The organism is Hymenobacter rigui (assembly GCF_003944715.1).
Taxonomy (GTDB): Bacteria; Bacteroidota; Bacteroidia; order Cytophagales; family Hymenobacteraceae; genus Hymenobacter; species Hymenobacter rigui.
This window is the reverse complement of the sequence record NZ_RWIT01000001.1, coordinates 570,459-582,504: the sequence shown is the minus strand read 5'-3', so window position 1 is coordinate 582,504 and position 12,046 is coordinate 570,459. Positions and strand designations below refer to the sequence as shown.

Sequence of the window (12,046 nt, the reverse complement as noted above, 5' to 3'; positions counted from 1 at the left end):
TTAAAACTACTCGGTGATTTCGGTTACCTGACCGGCACCTACCGTACGGCCACCCTCACGGATAGCGAAACGCAGGCCTTTTTCCATAGCTACCGAGTTGATCAGCTCAACCGAGATAGTTACATTGTCGCCGGGCATTACCATTTCCACACCCTCGGCCAGCGTGATGATGCCGGTTACGTCGGTGGTGCGGAAATAGAACTGGGGACGGTAGTTGTTGAAGAACGGCGTGTGACGGCCACCTTCTTCTTTCGACAGCACGTACACCTCAGCTTTGAACTTGGTGTGGGGCTTAACCGAACCGGGTTTGCAGATAACCATACCACGACGGATGGCTTCTTTTTCAATACCGCGGAGCAGCAGACCTACGTTGTCGCCAGCTTCACCACGGTCAAGGATTTTGCGGAACATCTCAACGCCCGTTACGGTCGACTTGAGGTTCTCAGCACCCATACCGAGGATTTCAACTTGCTCACCCGAGTTGATGATACCACGCTCGATACGGCCGGTTGCTACCGTACCACGACCGGTGATAGAGAACACGTCCTCTACGGGCATCAGGAAGGGCAGGTCGGTCAGACGAGCAGGAATTGGAATGTAGCTATCAACAGCAGCCATCAATTCCTCGATTTTGGGAACCCAGTTGGCATCACCGTTCAGGCCGCCCAGAGCCGAGCCCTGGATAACCGGAATGTTGTCACCGTCGAAGTCGTAGAACGACAGCAGCTCACGGATTTCCATTTCCACCAGCTCGAGCAGCTCGGGGTCATCCACCATGTCCACTTTGTTCATGAACACAACCAGCTGAGGAACACCTACCTGGCGAGCGAGCAGGATGTGCTCACGCGTCTGGGGCATCGGGCCGTCGGTAGCAGCTACCACGAGGATAGCGCCGTCCATCTGAGCAGCACCCGTCACCATGTTCTTCACATAGTCAGCGTGACCGGGGCAGTCAACGTGAGCATAGTGACGGTTTTCGGTAGCGTATTCTACGTGAGCGGTGTTGATGGTGATACCACGCTCTTTTTCTTCGGGAGCATTGTCGATCGAAGAGAAGTCGCGCTTGGCAGCCAGACCCTTGTTAGCCAGAACCGTGGTGATAGCAGCAGTGAGGGTGGTTTTGCCGTGGTCCACGTGACCAATCGTGCCGATGTTTACGTGCGGCTTGGACCGGTCAAAATTTTCTTTAGCCATTGTAAAGAGATTAAGAGGAATTTTGAGGTGATGAGGGGGAAACGCGACTAGACTATACAGTAAGAAAGCGAAACACAGCTCCGTTTAGTCGGGACTGCACGTCGCTTTACTTTGCTGACAGTTTCCAAACGGTGCAGTCGCGCTGCCCCGTTGGTACTCGTAATTCTGAGCCATTTATGGGATTTGAACCCATGACCTCTTCCTTACCAAGGAAGTGCTCTACCACTGAGCTAAAACGGCTTGTTTTAATTTGTTTGGCAAAGATACAACAGGAGAGAAACATTTACCAGCTATGCTATCTATGTAACTTCTCACTGCCATTCCTGGCACCGAGCGGGAGACGAGGTTCGAACCCGCGACCTGCAGCTTGGAAGGCTGCCGCTCTACCAACTGAGCTACTCCCGCGTGCGAAGCAACTGAATGGCTGGCTATTCGGTTTGCGTTCCAGACGAATGCCTGAAGCCAGCTATACAGATACTTTGTGGGGGCGAAAGGACTCGAACCTTTGAACCCGAAGGAGGTGAGTTACAGTCACCCGCAATTGCCGCTATGCGACGCCCCCAGTTATATTTTTCTGCCGGTTGCAGAAAACCTTCCCTTTCAAAACTGCAGCGGTGAAGCCGTTACTGTGTCGATTGGAGTTGCAAAATTAGTGGCTTTCTGATGTAAGTCAAGTGCCCGCGCAAAAAGGTTTTTACTTTTTTGCGCCGATAAGCATTCTGCGAACAGCATTTTGAGAGATAATTACCTGACTACCTATAACAAGCATCACTATAAAAAAAATGTACTGCACCTGAAAAAAAGTTGCGCTTTTATTGAATCAGGCTGTACATGGCTCTCAAATTACCGTCCTTCTCCTTATTTCGGATATCCTGTAGCGTAGCTTTCAGAGTGGGCATGCTGGCTATTAACTCATGCAATCCTTTGTAGGCTCCCAAGCGCACATACAATTGCGGGTGAGTACGGGCTAATGCTTCCAGCCGCTGGATACCTTTCTCGCGCTCAATGGGAGGAATACGCTGCATGAGGATGCCGAAATTCTCCAGCATTACATACAGAACCTCTGCCGGCGCATCTTTACTGCGCTGCAGGAACCACTGGTAGTCGTCCAGTGTGCCGTTTAACCCATAGTAGTTGGAAAGTGCTGTAAGAAGCGCCGGGTTATTGGTATTCTGCAGTGCAGCCAGCTGGGTACGTGTGGCAGGTGTGGGCGCATGCGCCAAGGCATTCACGGCAGCGCTGGCCACCAGATAGGAGCTATCTTTTAGTGCTGAGCTATACACCTCACTGTAGTCCTCATTAAGGAAGGAAGACAGCACGCTGATGGCCGTAGCACGAACGGTACCATTCTTTTCGTTCATGGCAATACGCTGCAGATCCTTGCGGACGGCATTGCCTTCGGCCCCACGGTATCTGCGCAGGCCATCCAGTGCGGCCACTCGGGTCGCCCAAAACGGGTCGTTGAGTGCTCCGCGGAACGCCGAACTCACCAGCAGATCGGAGGACTTGGCGCGAAGGCCTTGGATAGCCTGATACTTCTGTAGGTAACCGCGTGCGTGGCTGAGCTGATACAGCAACTCTTCCTGACTTTGAGTTTCGTCAATATCGGCCAGCAGGATGCCTTCATCGTCAAACTTGACCAGGTTGGGACGCTGGTTGACGGCCAGCCGGAAGGTCTGGTCCGCCTTGGTTATCATGATTCGGTGCTCAGTAGGCTGATTGCCGTTCCAGGTAGCTACTGTGACGGGCAGACGGTATACGGGCTGATAGAGCGTATCCTGCACCTGCTGCACGTGTACTACTACCTGGCTATTCTCGTAGCTATGCGTAACGCGCAGCTCCGGATGGCCGCGCTGCAGAAACCACTGGTCGAAAAACCACATCAAATCCTCCCCCGTCGTTTCCTCGAAGGCAATGCGGAGCTTTGCCAGTTCGGTAGTGGAAAGCTTGTTGTGCGTTAGGTACCGGGTGAGGGAAGCATAAAAGGCTTCTTCGCCCACATAATTACGCAGCATGTGTAATACGCGGCCTCCCTTATCATAGGAGTGGCGGTCAAACATGTCTTCCCGTTCCGCGTACCGGTACCGGATCAGTGGCTCCCGCTTCGTCTGGGCTTCGTCGAGGTAGTTGCGCAGCTTGGTTTGCTGGACCAGCGCCGCGGCATCGGCCCCATACTTATGCTCGGCCCATAGCAGCTCAGAGTAATCAGCAAACGATTCGTTCAGGGGCAGATTACTCCAGGATTCGGTGGTTACATAGTCGCCAAACCACTGGTGAAACAGCTCGTGCGCAATAACCGACTCTGAAGCGGCATAGGTTACATCAGCCAGCTCGCGGGGCGTAAACTGCACTAGCTGTTGCTGAAAAGTGGAGGCCGTGGTGTTTTCCATGGCTCCCGACACGAAGTCGTGCACGGCTACCTGGGCGTACTTGTCCCAAGGATAATCAACGGCCAGCTTTTTGGAGAAGAACTCCAGCATTTCGGGGGTATTCCCAAAAACGCGCTTGGCGGTGTACTGGAACGCGGGGTCCACGTAGTAGTCCACAGGTTTACCGCGCCACGTGTCCGACACCACGGCAAAATCGCCTACGGCCAGCATAGCCAGATATGGAGCGTGCGCCTGGCTAAGCTTCCACAGGTCGGTGCGGGTACCATCGGGGTTGCGACGGGAGGAAACCAGCAGGCCGTTGGACAGGGTTTTCTGACCACTTTCTACCGTGAGGCTGATTTCCTGCGTCATGCGCTGGTTGGGACGGTCGATGGTAGGGAACCAGCAGGAACTCCCCTCTGTCTCACCCTGAGTCCAGACCTGCCGAGGTTTAGTTTTATCGGTACCCAGCGGGTTGATAAAATACAGGCCTTTGGCATCGGTAATGGCTTCGCTGCCTCCTTTGGGCAGTTCGTTGGGTTTGGCTACGTACTGAATCCGGATCTGGTATTGCTCAGTGCGCTGGTACAGCCGGTCAAGACTGATAGTCAGCTTCTTCTTATCATAGCTGAATTTCAGATCCTTGCCTTTACGGGAAGCATTTACGAGCTCCACGCTTTTCACATCAAACCCCTTGGCATCCAGCACCAGCTGACTTTGCGGATAAAAATGAGGGCGAACTGTGAGCGTAGCCACCCCAAGCAGCCACTGTTTGGGCCAATCGAAGCGCACATCCAGCTTGGTATCGATCAGGTCACTCAGGATGGTGGCCGAGGGTTGTACCGGATTGGTGGAGGGCAACCAGTTGGGCACGGCCGCACTGGCCGCCACTGACGCCGGCGCGGCAACAGGTTCCGTGACTTTTTTACGGGCCGGGTGGCTTACCGATGAGGCGGGACGACTGGATTTAACTACCTGAGCTGGAGCGTATACAGTACACATCAGCACCAGAACAACGGTACCGAGGAGCGGATATTTCATGCGGAAAGGCACTAGGACATTGGAGGGTCAAGTTCCGAATTTATTTCAGAATTGGCCTATCTTTAAGCCCTTTTCCGCCCTACCCCTGCTCTGTTCCCGATGCTCCAGATCCGCACTGCCCCTACCCTACCCGCTTGGGAGGTTGATTATCAGCCTAACGGCACTACTACCGTCAACGGGCAGCCGTTCAGTTGGGATATTGCCCCGCTGGGCAACGGGCGCTACCACGTACTCTACGAGGGCCGCTCCTACTCGGCAGAGCTAGTATCGGCTGATTACGCCAGCAAACAACTGGTACTGAAGCTGAACGGCCAGCGCGTGGAGTTGGAGGCAAAAGACCGGTTTGATCTGCTGCTGGACAAGCTGGGCATGAGCAACGCGGCCAGCCAGAAAATCAACGAGTTGAAAGCCCCAATGCCCGGCCTGATTGTGGATGTGCGCGTTGCCCCGGGCCAAACCGTACAGAAAGGCGACCCACTGCTGGTGCTGGAAGCCATGAAGATGGAAAACATTCTGAAAGCGCCCGGTGACGGCACCGTGGCCGCTATAAAAGTCAATTTGCGCGACAACGTAACCAAAGGCCAGGTGCTGGTACAGTTCAGCTAATCAGCACTTTCTTTGCCCGGGGCCGTAAGCGGATACCGTGCGGCTACAACCGCCGGTACTTGCTTACGGCCTTGCTACGTACAGTCGTGTTTCACGCTTAACCTCTCTCATCTTGAAGTACAACCGAATCCTGCTGAAACTAAGCGGCGAGGCTCTGATGGGCCAGCAACAGTATGGCATTGACGCCACCCGCCTTATGCAGTACGCCGAAGAAATTAAGGCCGTAGCCGAAACGGGTACTCAGATAGCCGTAGTAATCGGGGGGGGCAACATCTTCCGGGGCGTGCAGGCCGAAGCCTTCGGGCTGGACCGTGTGCAGGGCGACTACATGGGCATGCTGGCCACCGTCATCAACTCGATGGCCCTGCAAAGTGCCCTGGAAAAGCTGGGCGTGAATACCCGCCTGCTTTCCGGTGTTACCATTCAGCGGGTATGTGAGCCTTACATCCGCCGCCGGGCTATGCGCCACCTGGAAAAAGGCCGCGTGGTTATCTTCGGGGCCGGCATTGGCTCTCCTTACTTCACTACCGATTCGGCAGCCTCCCTGCGCGCCATCGAAATTGAAGCTGATGTGGTGCTGAAGGGTACCCGTGTGGACGGCATCTACACCGCCGACCCCGAGAAAGACCCATCAGCCGTACGGTTTCCGGAAATTACCTTTGATGAGGTGATGGAAAAGAACCTGAACGTGATGGACATGACGGCCTTCACGCTGTGTAAGGAAAACAACCTGCCTATTATTGTCTTCGACATGAACAAGGAAGGTAACCTGCAGCGGCTGCTCGATGGGGAAAGCGTGGGCACGCTGGTAAGCATGCACGGCAGCAAGGCCACCAACCTCGACCCCAACCACAGCAGCCTGCAGCCAACTACGCACGACAGCACGCCGGAGCAGGCGTAACGCCGCCGCGGTTCTCACGCAAATTCAACACCTACATCCAACACTCAACCTTTTTAAGAAGTGGACGAAGAAATCAAGTTTTACCTGGACGAGGCCGAGGAGTCGATGGGCAAGGCCCTGCAGCACACGCAAGTGGAATTTGCCCGTATCCGGGCCGGCAAAGCCAGCCCGGCCATGCTCGACTCGCTCCGCGTTGATTACTACGGCACGCCCACGCCCGTGGCGCAGGTAGCCAACGTAGCGGCTCCCGATGCCCGTACGCTGTTCATCAAGCCCTGGGAAAAGAACATGATCAGCGAAATTGCCAAGGCCATCAAGAACAGCGACCTGGGCCTGAACCCCCAGTCGGATGCTGAAGGTGTGCGTCTGAATATTCCGCCCATGACGGAGGAACGCCGCCGCGACCTAGTGAAGCAGGCCAAAAACGAATCGGAGAGCGGCAAAGTCCGCATCCGCGGTATCCGCAAGGACGTGAACGAATCGTTGCGTAAGCTGCAGAAAGACGGTGCCTCGGAAGATGCCGTGAAGGATGCCGAAGCCAAAGTGCAGAAGTTCACCGATATCTACATCAGCAAAGTCGATGAGCTGCTCAGCAAGAAGGAATCGGAAATCATGACCATCTGATTTCTCCTGCTGCCCTATAACAAACAGAAAGCCCCGGACCTCAAGCTGAGGTCCGGGGCTTTCTGTTTAAGGAGTACGGCTTACTACTGCCAGTAGCCGGCCGCGGCAATCTGGTGCTCAACGGCCTCAGGCACGAGGTAGCGGATGGATTTGCCTTCCCGTACACATTCGCGAATGAAGGTAGCCGAAATGTCCAGCAGCGGAGCCTCAACTACCCGCACACCAGGGTGGGCATTCACCTCAGTGGCATCTACCCCGGGGCGCGGATACACGTAGATTTCGTTTTCAGCTAAAATCCGGTCGGCTTGCTTCCACCGGGGCAGGCCGGGCAGGTTGTCCTCCCCCATCAGCAGCACAAACTGATGAGCCGGATATTGTCGTCGTAATTCGTCCAGCGTATCAATGGTGTAGCTGGGTTTGGGCATGACAAACTCCACATCCAGGGCGCGCAGCCGATTATTGCCGGCAATGGCCCGCTCCACCAAATCAAGCCGTTCCGTTTCACCTAATAGTTCCTGCCCTACTTTAAACGGGCTTTGCGGCGATACAACCAGCCACACCTCATCCAAGTCGGTATGGGTAGCCATAAAGTGCGCCAGAATCAGGTGCCCGGTATGGATGGGATTAAAGGAACCAAAAAGCAGTCCTACTTTCCGGCCCGTATGGGTTTCGGTAGCAGGACTGCTCACAGAATGGCTGACTCGGCAGTAATGAAGGCGCGCACCAGTTTCTCGGCCTCGTCGATGGCACGCTCCAAGTCGTCGTTCACGATGACCACATCGAAGCGGTCCTCAAACGTGAGTTCAAAGTTGGCCTTATAAATCCGGGCCGAAATGCTCGCTTCGGAATCAGTAGCGCGGTTGCGCAGCCGTTGCTCCAGCACCTCCAGCGACGGAGGCTTCACGAACACCGCAAGGGCACGGTCTTTGTAAAACTCCTTGATGCTAAGGCCACCTTTCACATCCACATCCAGCGTGGCGTGCTGCCCATTATCCCAGATGCGCTCAATCTCTGATTTAAGCGTACCATAGAAGGCTCCCTCGTACACTTCTTCCCATTCCACGAAGTCATCGTGCCGGATCTTCTCCTGAAACTCCTGTACGGAGATGAAGTAGTAGTCCTTGCCGTTGGCTTCGGTGCGCCCGCGCTTATCGCGCGTACAAGCTGAAATTGAGAAACTTAGCTCCGGAATACGTTCCAGCAGCCGATGTACGATGGTGGTCTTACCAGCTCCGGAGGGAGCCGAAAAGGCGATGATTTTACCCTGCATCGGGCAAAATTAGGCCATTTCTCCCTGAAGTTTCGCAAGAATTGAGTTTGACAGCGTAACGGGAGCCTTTTTGCGGCCTACGTGCGCGCTGAGAAAGTCAATAAAGATGTGCTGTTTTTCGAGGCTATCGAAGCAGGGAGAACAATCTTCACCGTGGTTGATGAAGTATTCCGCGTCCTCCGCCGTGGGCTCCTGCCCAACAATGATTTGGTCGAGTATCGTATTCACACGTTCACAGTCGGGGCCGCTGGTAACAGGGGCGCCGCTCTGGTTGGTTTGCTTTGTAGAAGTAGTTTCCATAGCGGGGGCTTGGCTGAGGGGAGGTTATTCAGACTCTTCAGTAAAGGTGTAATCTTCTTCGCCGTCGCCTTCGGAGCCGTAGCCCATCGACTTAGCGTACTTCTCAAGTTTCTCTTTCAGGAAGTTGCGTGCCCGGTGCAAGCGGGAGCGCACCGTACCGATGGGGATGTCCAGCACTTTTGCCATTTCCTCGTACGTGAACCCTTCCAGGTCGCAGAGGATAATGACCGTGCGAAAATCCACGGGCAGCGAATTCAGCGCGCGAGCCACCTCATCACCGATAAGGTCACGCACGGCCTGTTGCCGCATGTCGGTTGAGGTAGAGCCGGCATCACTGTCGGCTTCCACATCTTCCGAGTTGTAGTACCCTTCGATTTCGCTGTAATCAACCTTGGCTGGTTGCTTACTCTTCTTGCGAAAATCGTTGATGAACGAATTTTTCAGGATGCGAAACAGCCACGCTTTGGCGTTTGTTCCCGGTTCGAAGTACTCAAAGAAGCGATATGCTTTCAGATAAGTTTCCTGTACCAAGTCATTTGCATCATCTTCATCGAGAGTGAGGCGGAAGGCGAAGTTATACAGGGGGTCGAGCACGGGCATTAGTTCGGCCTGAAAACGCCGGTCCTTTTCCTCTTTGCTCAGTTTTGGAATCCGCTCGGGAGAGTCGCTCATGAACGCTAATTATTGCGGCTGAATATTAAAAAAATACCGCCGTTTGACAAATGCTTTGGGTTATACCGGCTCCGGCGCAGAAGGTTTCCGCACCAGCCATGTGCGTACATGTATGCCGGAGTGCGCAGACCTGACCTGTTCCCGACGCGAAGGTTGCACTTCCTTGGCCGGAAAGGTGTATAAGGCTGGCTGAATATACCTACGGGCCGGGCGGCATTTCAGGTTGCATGCTGATTTTTTCAACCCAGCCACGCTAGGTCTGCTCTCGGCCAACGCTGTTTCCGGCTCAATGATAAAAATCGGGTAGCGGCCTTCAGGCAGGCAGCGAACTGCCAGCAACGGGCAAAGGCTGCCATTGCTGCACCCGGGCCAGCACCTGCAGCGGCTCCAGCGCCTTAATACAGGTACAAGCGGCAGGCTGCACCCGACACTCCTGGCAGTCGGGTTTATCGAATACCAGATAGTCGGCGTGCGAGCCCAGCGGGGCCCAGCGGCCGGGGTGCATGGGCCGGATGGGCGGATACAGCCCCAACGCGTACCGGCCCAAAGCAGCGGCCAGGTGCAGCGGGCCGGTGCTACCAGCCACCAGCCCATCGGCGGCGGCAATGAAAGCCAGAAACTCCGGCAGCTCCAGCTGTCCGGTTAGGTCGGCGGCGAGGAACGGCTGATGTTCCATGAACCACTCGCGCAGCTCCTCGCCTTCCGCAGCCGTGCCGGTGATGAACACGCGGTGCCCGGCTTGGTGTAGCAGCCGAGCCAAGATGCCGAAATGCGCCAGACCCCACTCCCGGGCACTGCCCCGACTGCGTGGATGCAGAATGACGTTGAGCTCCTCTGGCTGCCGGGCGGCAAGTAATTGCTGCAGCTCCGGCCGCAACGGCACGACAGGCTGCAGTTTTACCAGCGGCACCACATCGGTCAAAGGCAGAACCGCCGTTTCGCCTATGCCGCGCAGCAGCTGCAGATTCAGTTGGGCTTCGTGCAGCGGGGAGTGGCGGCGGCTCAGGGCTACCAGGCGGTTGCAGGTGAGCCAGTGAAACCACCGGCTGCGAGTACCCACGCGCTGCCGGATATCGGCTTTACGGGCCAGTTTAGCCAGCAGTTTGTTGGGGAAAACGTGCAGAATAGTATCGGCGGCGGTGGCCTGCAGGGCGCCTATCTGGGCGGATTCCGGCAGCTGCCGCAGCTCATCAAAATTCAGAAAGCCATCCAGCCAGGGACATGCCTCGGCCACGGCCTTGGTATAGGTGCGGCCCAGTAACAGCACCCGGCACCCGGGATACAGCTGCTTCAGGCGGCCGGCCACGGGCAGCGTCAGCACCACGTCGCCGATGGCATCGGTGCGGCTGAGGAGGAAGGTGCAACTCATGGGCGCGGCTTGGTTTTGAGCTTGGCAAATTTCAGAAATACGCCCCAGGCCGAAATAACGGCAATGCTCAGCCCGGCAAAGCCATCCAGGAAGCCCAGCCGCAATACATAGCCGTGCACGAATTTCCACCACGGCTTCAGTAGCAGATGAAACAGGGACACGTTACGCCGGCCGCGCAGCCACAGTTCGTCGGCGGCTATGCTGGTGAAGCGGTTGAGCTGCTGTACGTGCTGCTCCACGGAATCATAGGAGTAATGCAGGGCGTCGCCGACCAAGGGCAACGGCGCGGGCTGGCCGGGTTGCAGCTCGTACCGCTCGTGCAGCAGCAGGCCCTCCCAGCGGCCCAGGCGCCGGTCGTAGAGGCGCAGCTTCCGGTCGGGGTACCAGCCGCCGTGCCGCACCCAACTGCCGCAGTAGTTGGTGAGGCGGGCCAGGGTGTAGCCTCCACCCTGCCAGTTGGCTTTGGCCGCCTGAATGCTCTGGCGCAGCTCTTCGGTCAGCACTTCGTCGGCATCCAATTGTAGCACATAGTCATGGCGGGCCTGGGCGGTGGCGTAGTTTTTCTGCTGCACATAGCCTTCGAAAGCGTGCTGCACCACCCGGGCCCCCAGCTGTTGGCAGATTTCCACGGTGCGGTCGGTGGAGAAGCTGTCTACTACCAACAGTTCGTCAGCAATAGGCCGAGCTGCTTCGAGGCAGCGGGCAATGTTAGCTTCTTCGTTGAAGGTGATGATAACGACGGACAGCGGAACCTGGGGCATAGCGCAGACAAATATCGGGGTTTTGCGCGGGTGGGTTACCTTTTGCTTAGTGAGCTAATTCACGCAGGTATCTGCTATCATACATCCGGCCATGACCATTTTCCGAATTATCCGCTTAGCCTTGGTGAGTTGCGTTGGGTTGCAGCTGGTGGCATGTGAAACTCACACAGCCGCCCGGTTCGCTCCGTTTGAAGTTACCTCTCCGCGTAATCTGACCGAAGTGCTAGGAACAGCCGGGCAGCTGGTTGGGCCCGACACAACCAGCTTTGTGCTGCGCTATGATCCGCAAACTATGTTAAACAGCTTTTCACTGGTTACTGCGGCCGATACAGTACCCTGGTTTGCCGCGCGGGCGTTCCGGTATCGGGGGCTGTACTATCTGGTAACGCCGGGCCGCGACTCAGTCAGTAGCTGGGTACACGCGGCCCGCATCACCACCCGCCGGGTACAGGGCCTGGGCACCGATTACTCACAGATGCAGGACTTATCGGCAGCCGTGAAGGATGGGCAGTTTGCGGAGCTGGTCCGGTTCCGCAATTTTTCCGCCGACAGCGTGGTGCTGCGGTTTGACAAAGCAGCCCTGCATCGGTTTTACCGGACCTTGCCGGATAGTTTTCCAACTTATCGGGTAGTACCGGGCCGCGCCGCCGTCAGCGCACCGACGGCGGCACGTAAGCAGCCTGTAAACCATTCATTTACTGTATATCCAAACCCGGCTACAGAAGCGGCCACTGTACAATTTACTCAGCCAGCACCGCGCACAATTCAAGTTCTGGATGAAGCCGGGCGCGAAATCCTGGTAGTACCCAGTTCGGAAACCGTTGTCAATCTGCCCTTAAGCAATGTCAAGGCCGGTTCCTATCTGGTTCGGGTAGCAGCCGGCCAGGCTTTGCCGCAATCCAGCCGCCGCCTGTTAGTAGTAAAATAGCCTGACCATTG

Annotated in this window: 12 protein-coding genes and 3 tRNA genes; 4 read left to right on the top strand and 11 right to left on the bottom strand. The window is 56.1% G+C overall.

Annotated elements, in window-relative coordinates; genetic code table 11:
* Positions 1-6: 6 nt before the first annotated feature.
* The 5 genes from tuf to EI291_RS02340 form a co-directional block, all read right to left on the bottom strand.
* Positions 7-1,194, bottom strand: a complete 1,188-nt coding sequence (gene tuf, locus EI291_RS02360; protein WP_125417652.1) for an elongation factor Tu — start codon at positions 1,192-1,194, stop codon at positions 7-9.
* Between the two features lie 168 nt (positions 1,195-1,362).
* Positions 1,363-1,434: transfer RNA gene (locus EI291_RS02355), tRNA-Thr, on the bottom strand.
* Between the two features lie 92 nt (positions 1,435-1,526).
* A tRNA-Gly gene (locus EI291_RS02350) sits at positions 1,527-1,599 on the bottom strand.
* Between the two features lie 77 nt (positions 1,600-1,676).
* Positions 1,677-1,756 (bottom strand) — tRNA-Tyr (locus EI291_RS02345).
* A 250-nt stretch (positions 1,757-2,006) separates the two neighbouring features.
* On the bottom strand, positions 2,007-4,604 hold the full coding sequence (locus tag EI291_RS02340) for a M1 family metallopeptidase (RefSeq protein ID WP_125417651.1): 2,598 nt from the start codon (positions 4,602-4,604) through the stop codon (positions 2,007-2,009).
* A gap of 99 nt (positions 4,605-4,703) precedes the next feature.
* Here EI291_RS02340 and EI291_RS02335 point away from each other — a divergent pair, with 99 nt between their 5' ends.
* The 3 genes from EI291_RS02335 to frr all read left to right on the top strand — a co-directional run bounded on the left by EI291_RS02335 (position 4,704) and on the right by frr (position 6,735).
* Positions 4,704-5,210 carry a biotin/lipoyl-containing protein gene (locus tag EI291_RS02335; RefSeq protein ID WP_125417650.1) on the top strand — a complete coding sequence of 169 codons (507 nt, stop codon included), beginning with the start codon at positions 4,704-4,706 and terminating at the stop codon, positions 5,208-5,210.
* Between the two features lie 112 nt (positions 5,211-5,322).
* Complete coding sequence (gene pyrH / locus EI291_RS02330; protein WP_240635340.1) at positions 5,323-6,111, top strand: UMP kinase; 789 nt, start codon at positions 5,323-5,325, stop codon at positions 6,109-6,111.
* Between the two features lie 60 nt (positions 6,112-6,171).
* A complete protein-coding gene (gene frr, locus EI291_RS02325) occupies positions 6,172-6,735 on the top strand; it encodes a ribosome recycling factor (protein WP_125417649.1) in 564 nt (187 codons plus the stop codon).
* 83 nt (positions 6,736-6,818) lie between these two features.
* Here the strand turns inward: frr and nadD are convergent, their stop codons facing one another.
* From nadD to EI291_RS02295, 6 genes are all read right to left on the bottom strand, one after another.
* Entirely contained in the window at positions 6,819-7,424 is a 606-nt protein-coding gene (gene nadD / locus EI291_RS02320) for a nicotinate (nicotinamide) nucleotide adenylyltransferase (RefSeq protein WP_125417648.1), read from the bottom strand.
* The gene (gene gmk / locus EI291_RS02315) at positions 7,421-8,005 is read right to left on the bottom strand and encodes a guanylate kinase (protein ID WP_125417647.1); all 585 of its coding nucleotides are present in this window, start codon (positions 8,003-8,005) and stop codon (positions 7,421-7,423) included. Before gmk ends, nadD begins: the two co-directional genes overlap by 4 nt.
* 9 nt (positions 8,006-8,014) lie before the next feature.
* The gene (locus tag EI291_RS02310) at positions 8,015-8,305 is read right to left on the bottom strand and encodes a hypothetical protein (RefSeq protein ID WP_125417646.1); all 291 of its coding nucleotides are present in this window, start codon (positions 8,303-8,305) and stop codon (positions 8,015-8,017) included.
* 24 nt (positions 8,306-8,329) lie between these two features.
* Positions 8,330-8,977, bottom strand: a complete 648-nt coding sequence (locus EI291_RS02305; RefSeq protein ID WP_125417645.1) for a sigma-70 family RNA polymerase sigma factor — start codon at positions 8,975-8,977, stop codon at positions 8,330-8,332.
* A 313-nt stretch (positions 8,978-9,290) separates the two neighbouring features.
* Positions 9,291-10,346, bottom strand: a complete 1,056-nt coding sequence (locus tag EI291_RS02300; protein WP_125417644.1) for a glycosyltransferase family 9 protein — start codon at positions 10,344-10,346, stop codon at positions 9,291-9,293.
* Positions 10,343-11,107: a glycosyltransferase family 2 protein gene (locus tag EI291_RS02295; protein WP_125417643.1), complete on the bottom strand. Its 765-nt coding sequence runs from the start codon at positions 11,105-11,107 to the stop codon at positions 10,343-10,345. Before EI291_RS02295 ends, EI291_RS02300 begins: the two co-directional genes overlap by 4 nt.
* A gap of 292 nt (positions 11,108-11,399) precedes the next feature.
* Here EI291_RS02295 and EI291_RS02290 point away from each other — a divergent pair, with 292 nt between their 5' ends.
* Positions 11,400-12,035 carry a T9SS type A sorting domain-containing protein gene (locus tag EI291_RS02290; RefSeq protein WP_170172468.1) on the top strand — a complete coding sequence of 212 codons (636 nt, stop codon included), beginning with the start codon at positions 11,400-11,402 and terminating at the stop codon, positions 12,033-12,035.
* Positions 12,036-12,046 lie beyond the last annotated feature (11 nt).

Coding starts and splice junctions, on each gene's coding strand:
- tuf (WP_125417652.1), bottom strand. CDS start 1,194: ATGGCTAAAGAAAATTTTGACCGGTCCAAGCCGCACGTAAACATCGGC.
- EI291_RS02340 (WP_125417651.1), bottom strand. CDS start 4,604: ATGAAATATCCGCTCCTCGGTACCGTTGTTCTGGTGCTGATGTGTACT.
- EI291_RS02335 (WP_125417650.1), top strand. CDS start 4,704: ATGCTCCAGATCCGCACTGCCCCTACCCTACCCGCTTGGGAGGTTGAT.
- gmk (WP_125417647.1), bottom strand. CDS start 8,005: ATGCAGGGTAAAATCATCGCCTTTTCGGCTCCCTCCGGAGCTGGTAAG.
- EI291_RS02310 (WP_125417646.1), bottom strand. CDS start 8,305: ATGGAAACTACTTCTACAAAGCAAACCAACCAGAGCGGCGCCCCTGTT.
- EI291_RS02305 (WP_125417645.1), bottom strand. CDS start 8,977: ATGAGCGACTCTCCCGAGCGGATTCCAAAACTGAGCAAAGAGGAAAAG.
- EI291_RS02300 (WP_125417644.1), bottom strand. CDS start 10,346: ATGAGTTGCACCTTCCTCCTCAGCCGCACCGATGCCATCGGCGACGTG.
- EI291_RS02295 (WP_125417643.1), bottom strand. CDS start 11,107: ATGCCCCAGGTTCCGCTGTCCGTCGTTATCATCACCTTCAACGAAGAA.
- EI291_RS02290 (WP_170172468.1), top strand. CDS start 11,400: ATGTTAAACAGCTTTTCACTGGTTACTGCGGCCGATACAGTACCCTGG.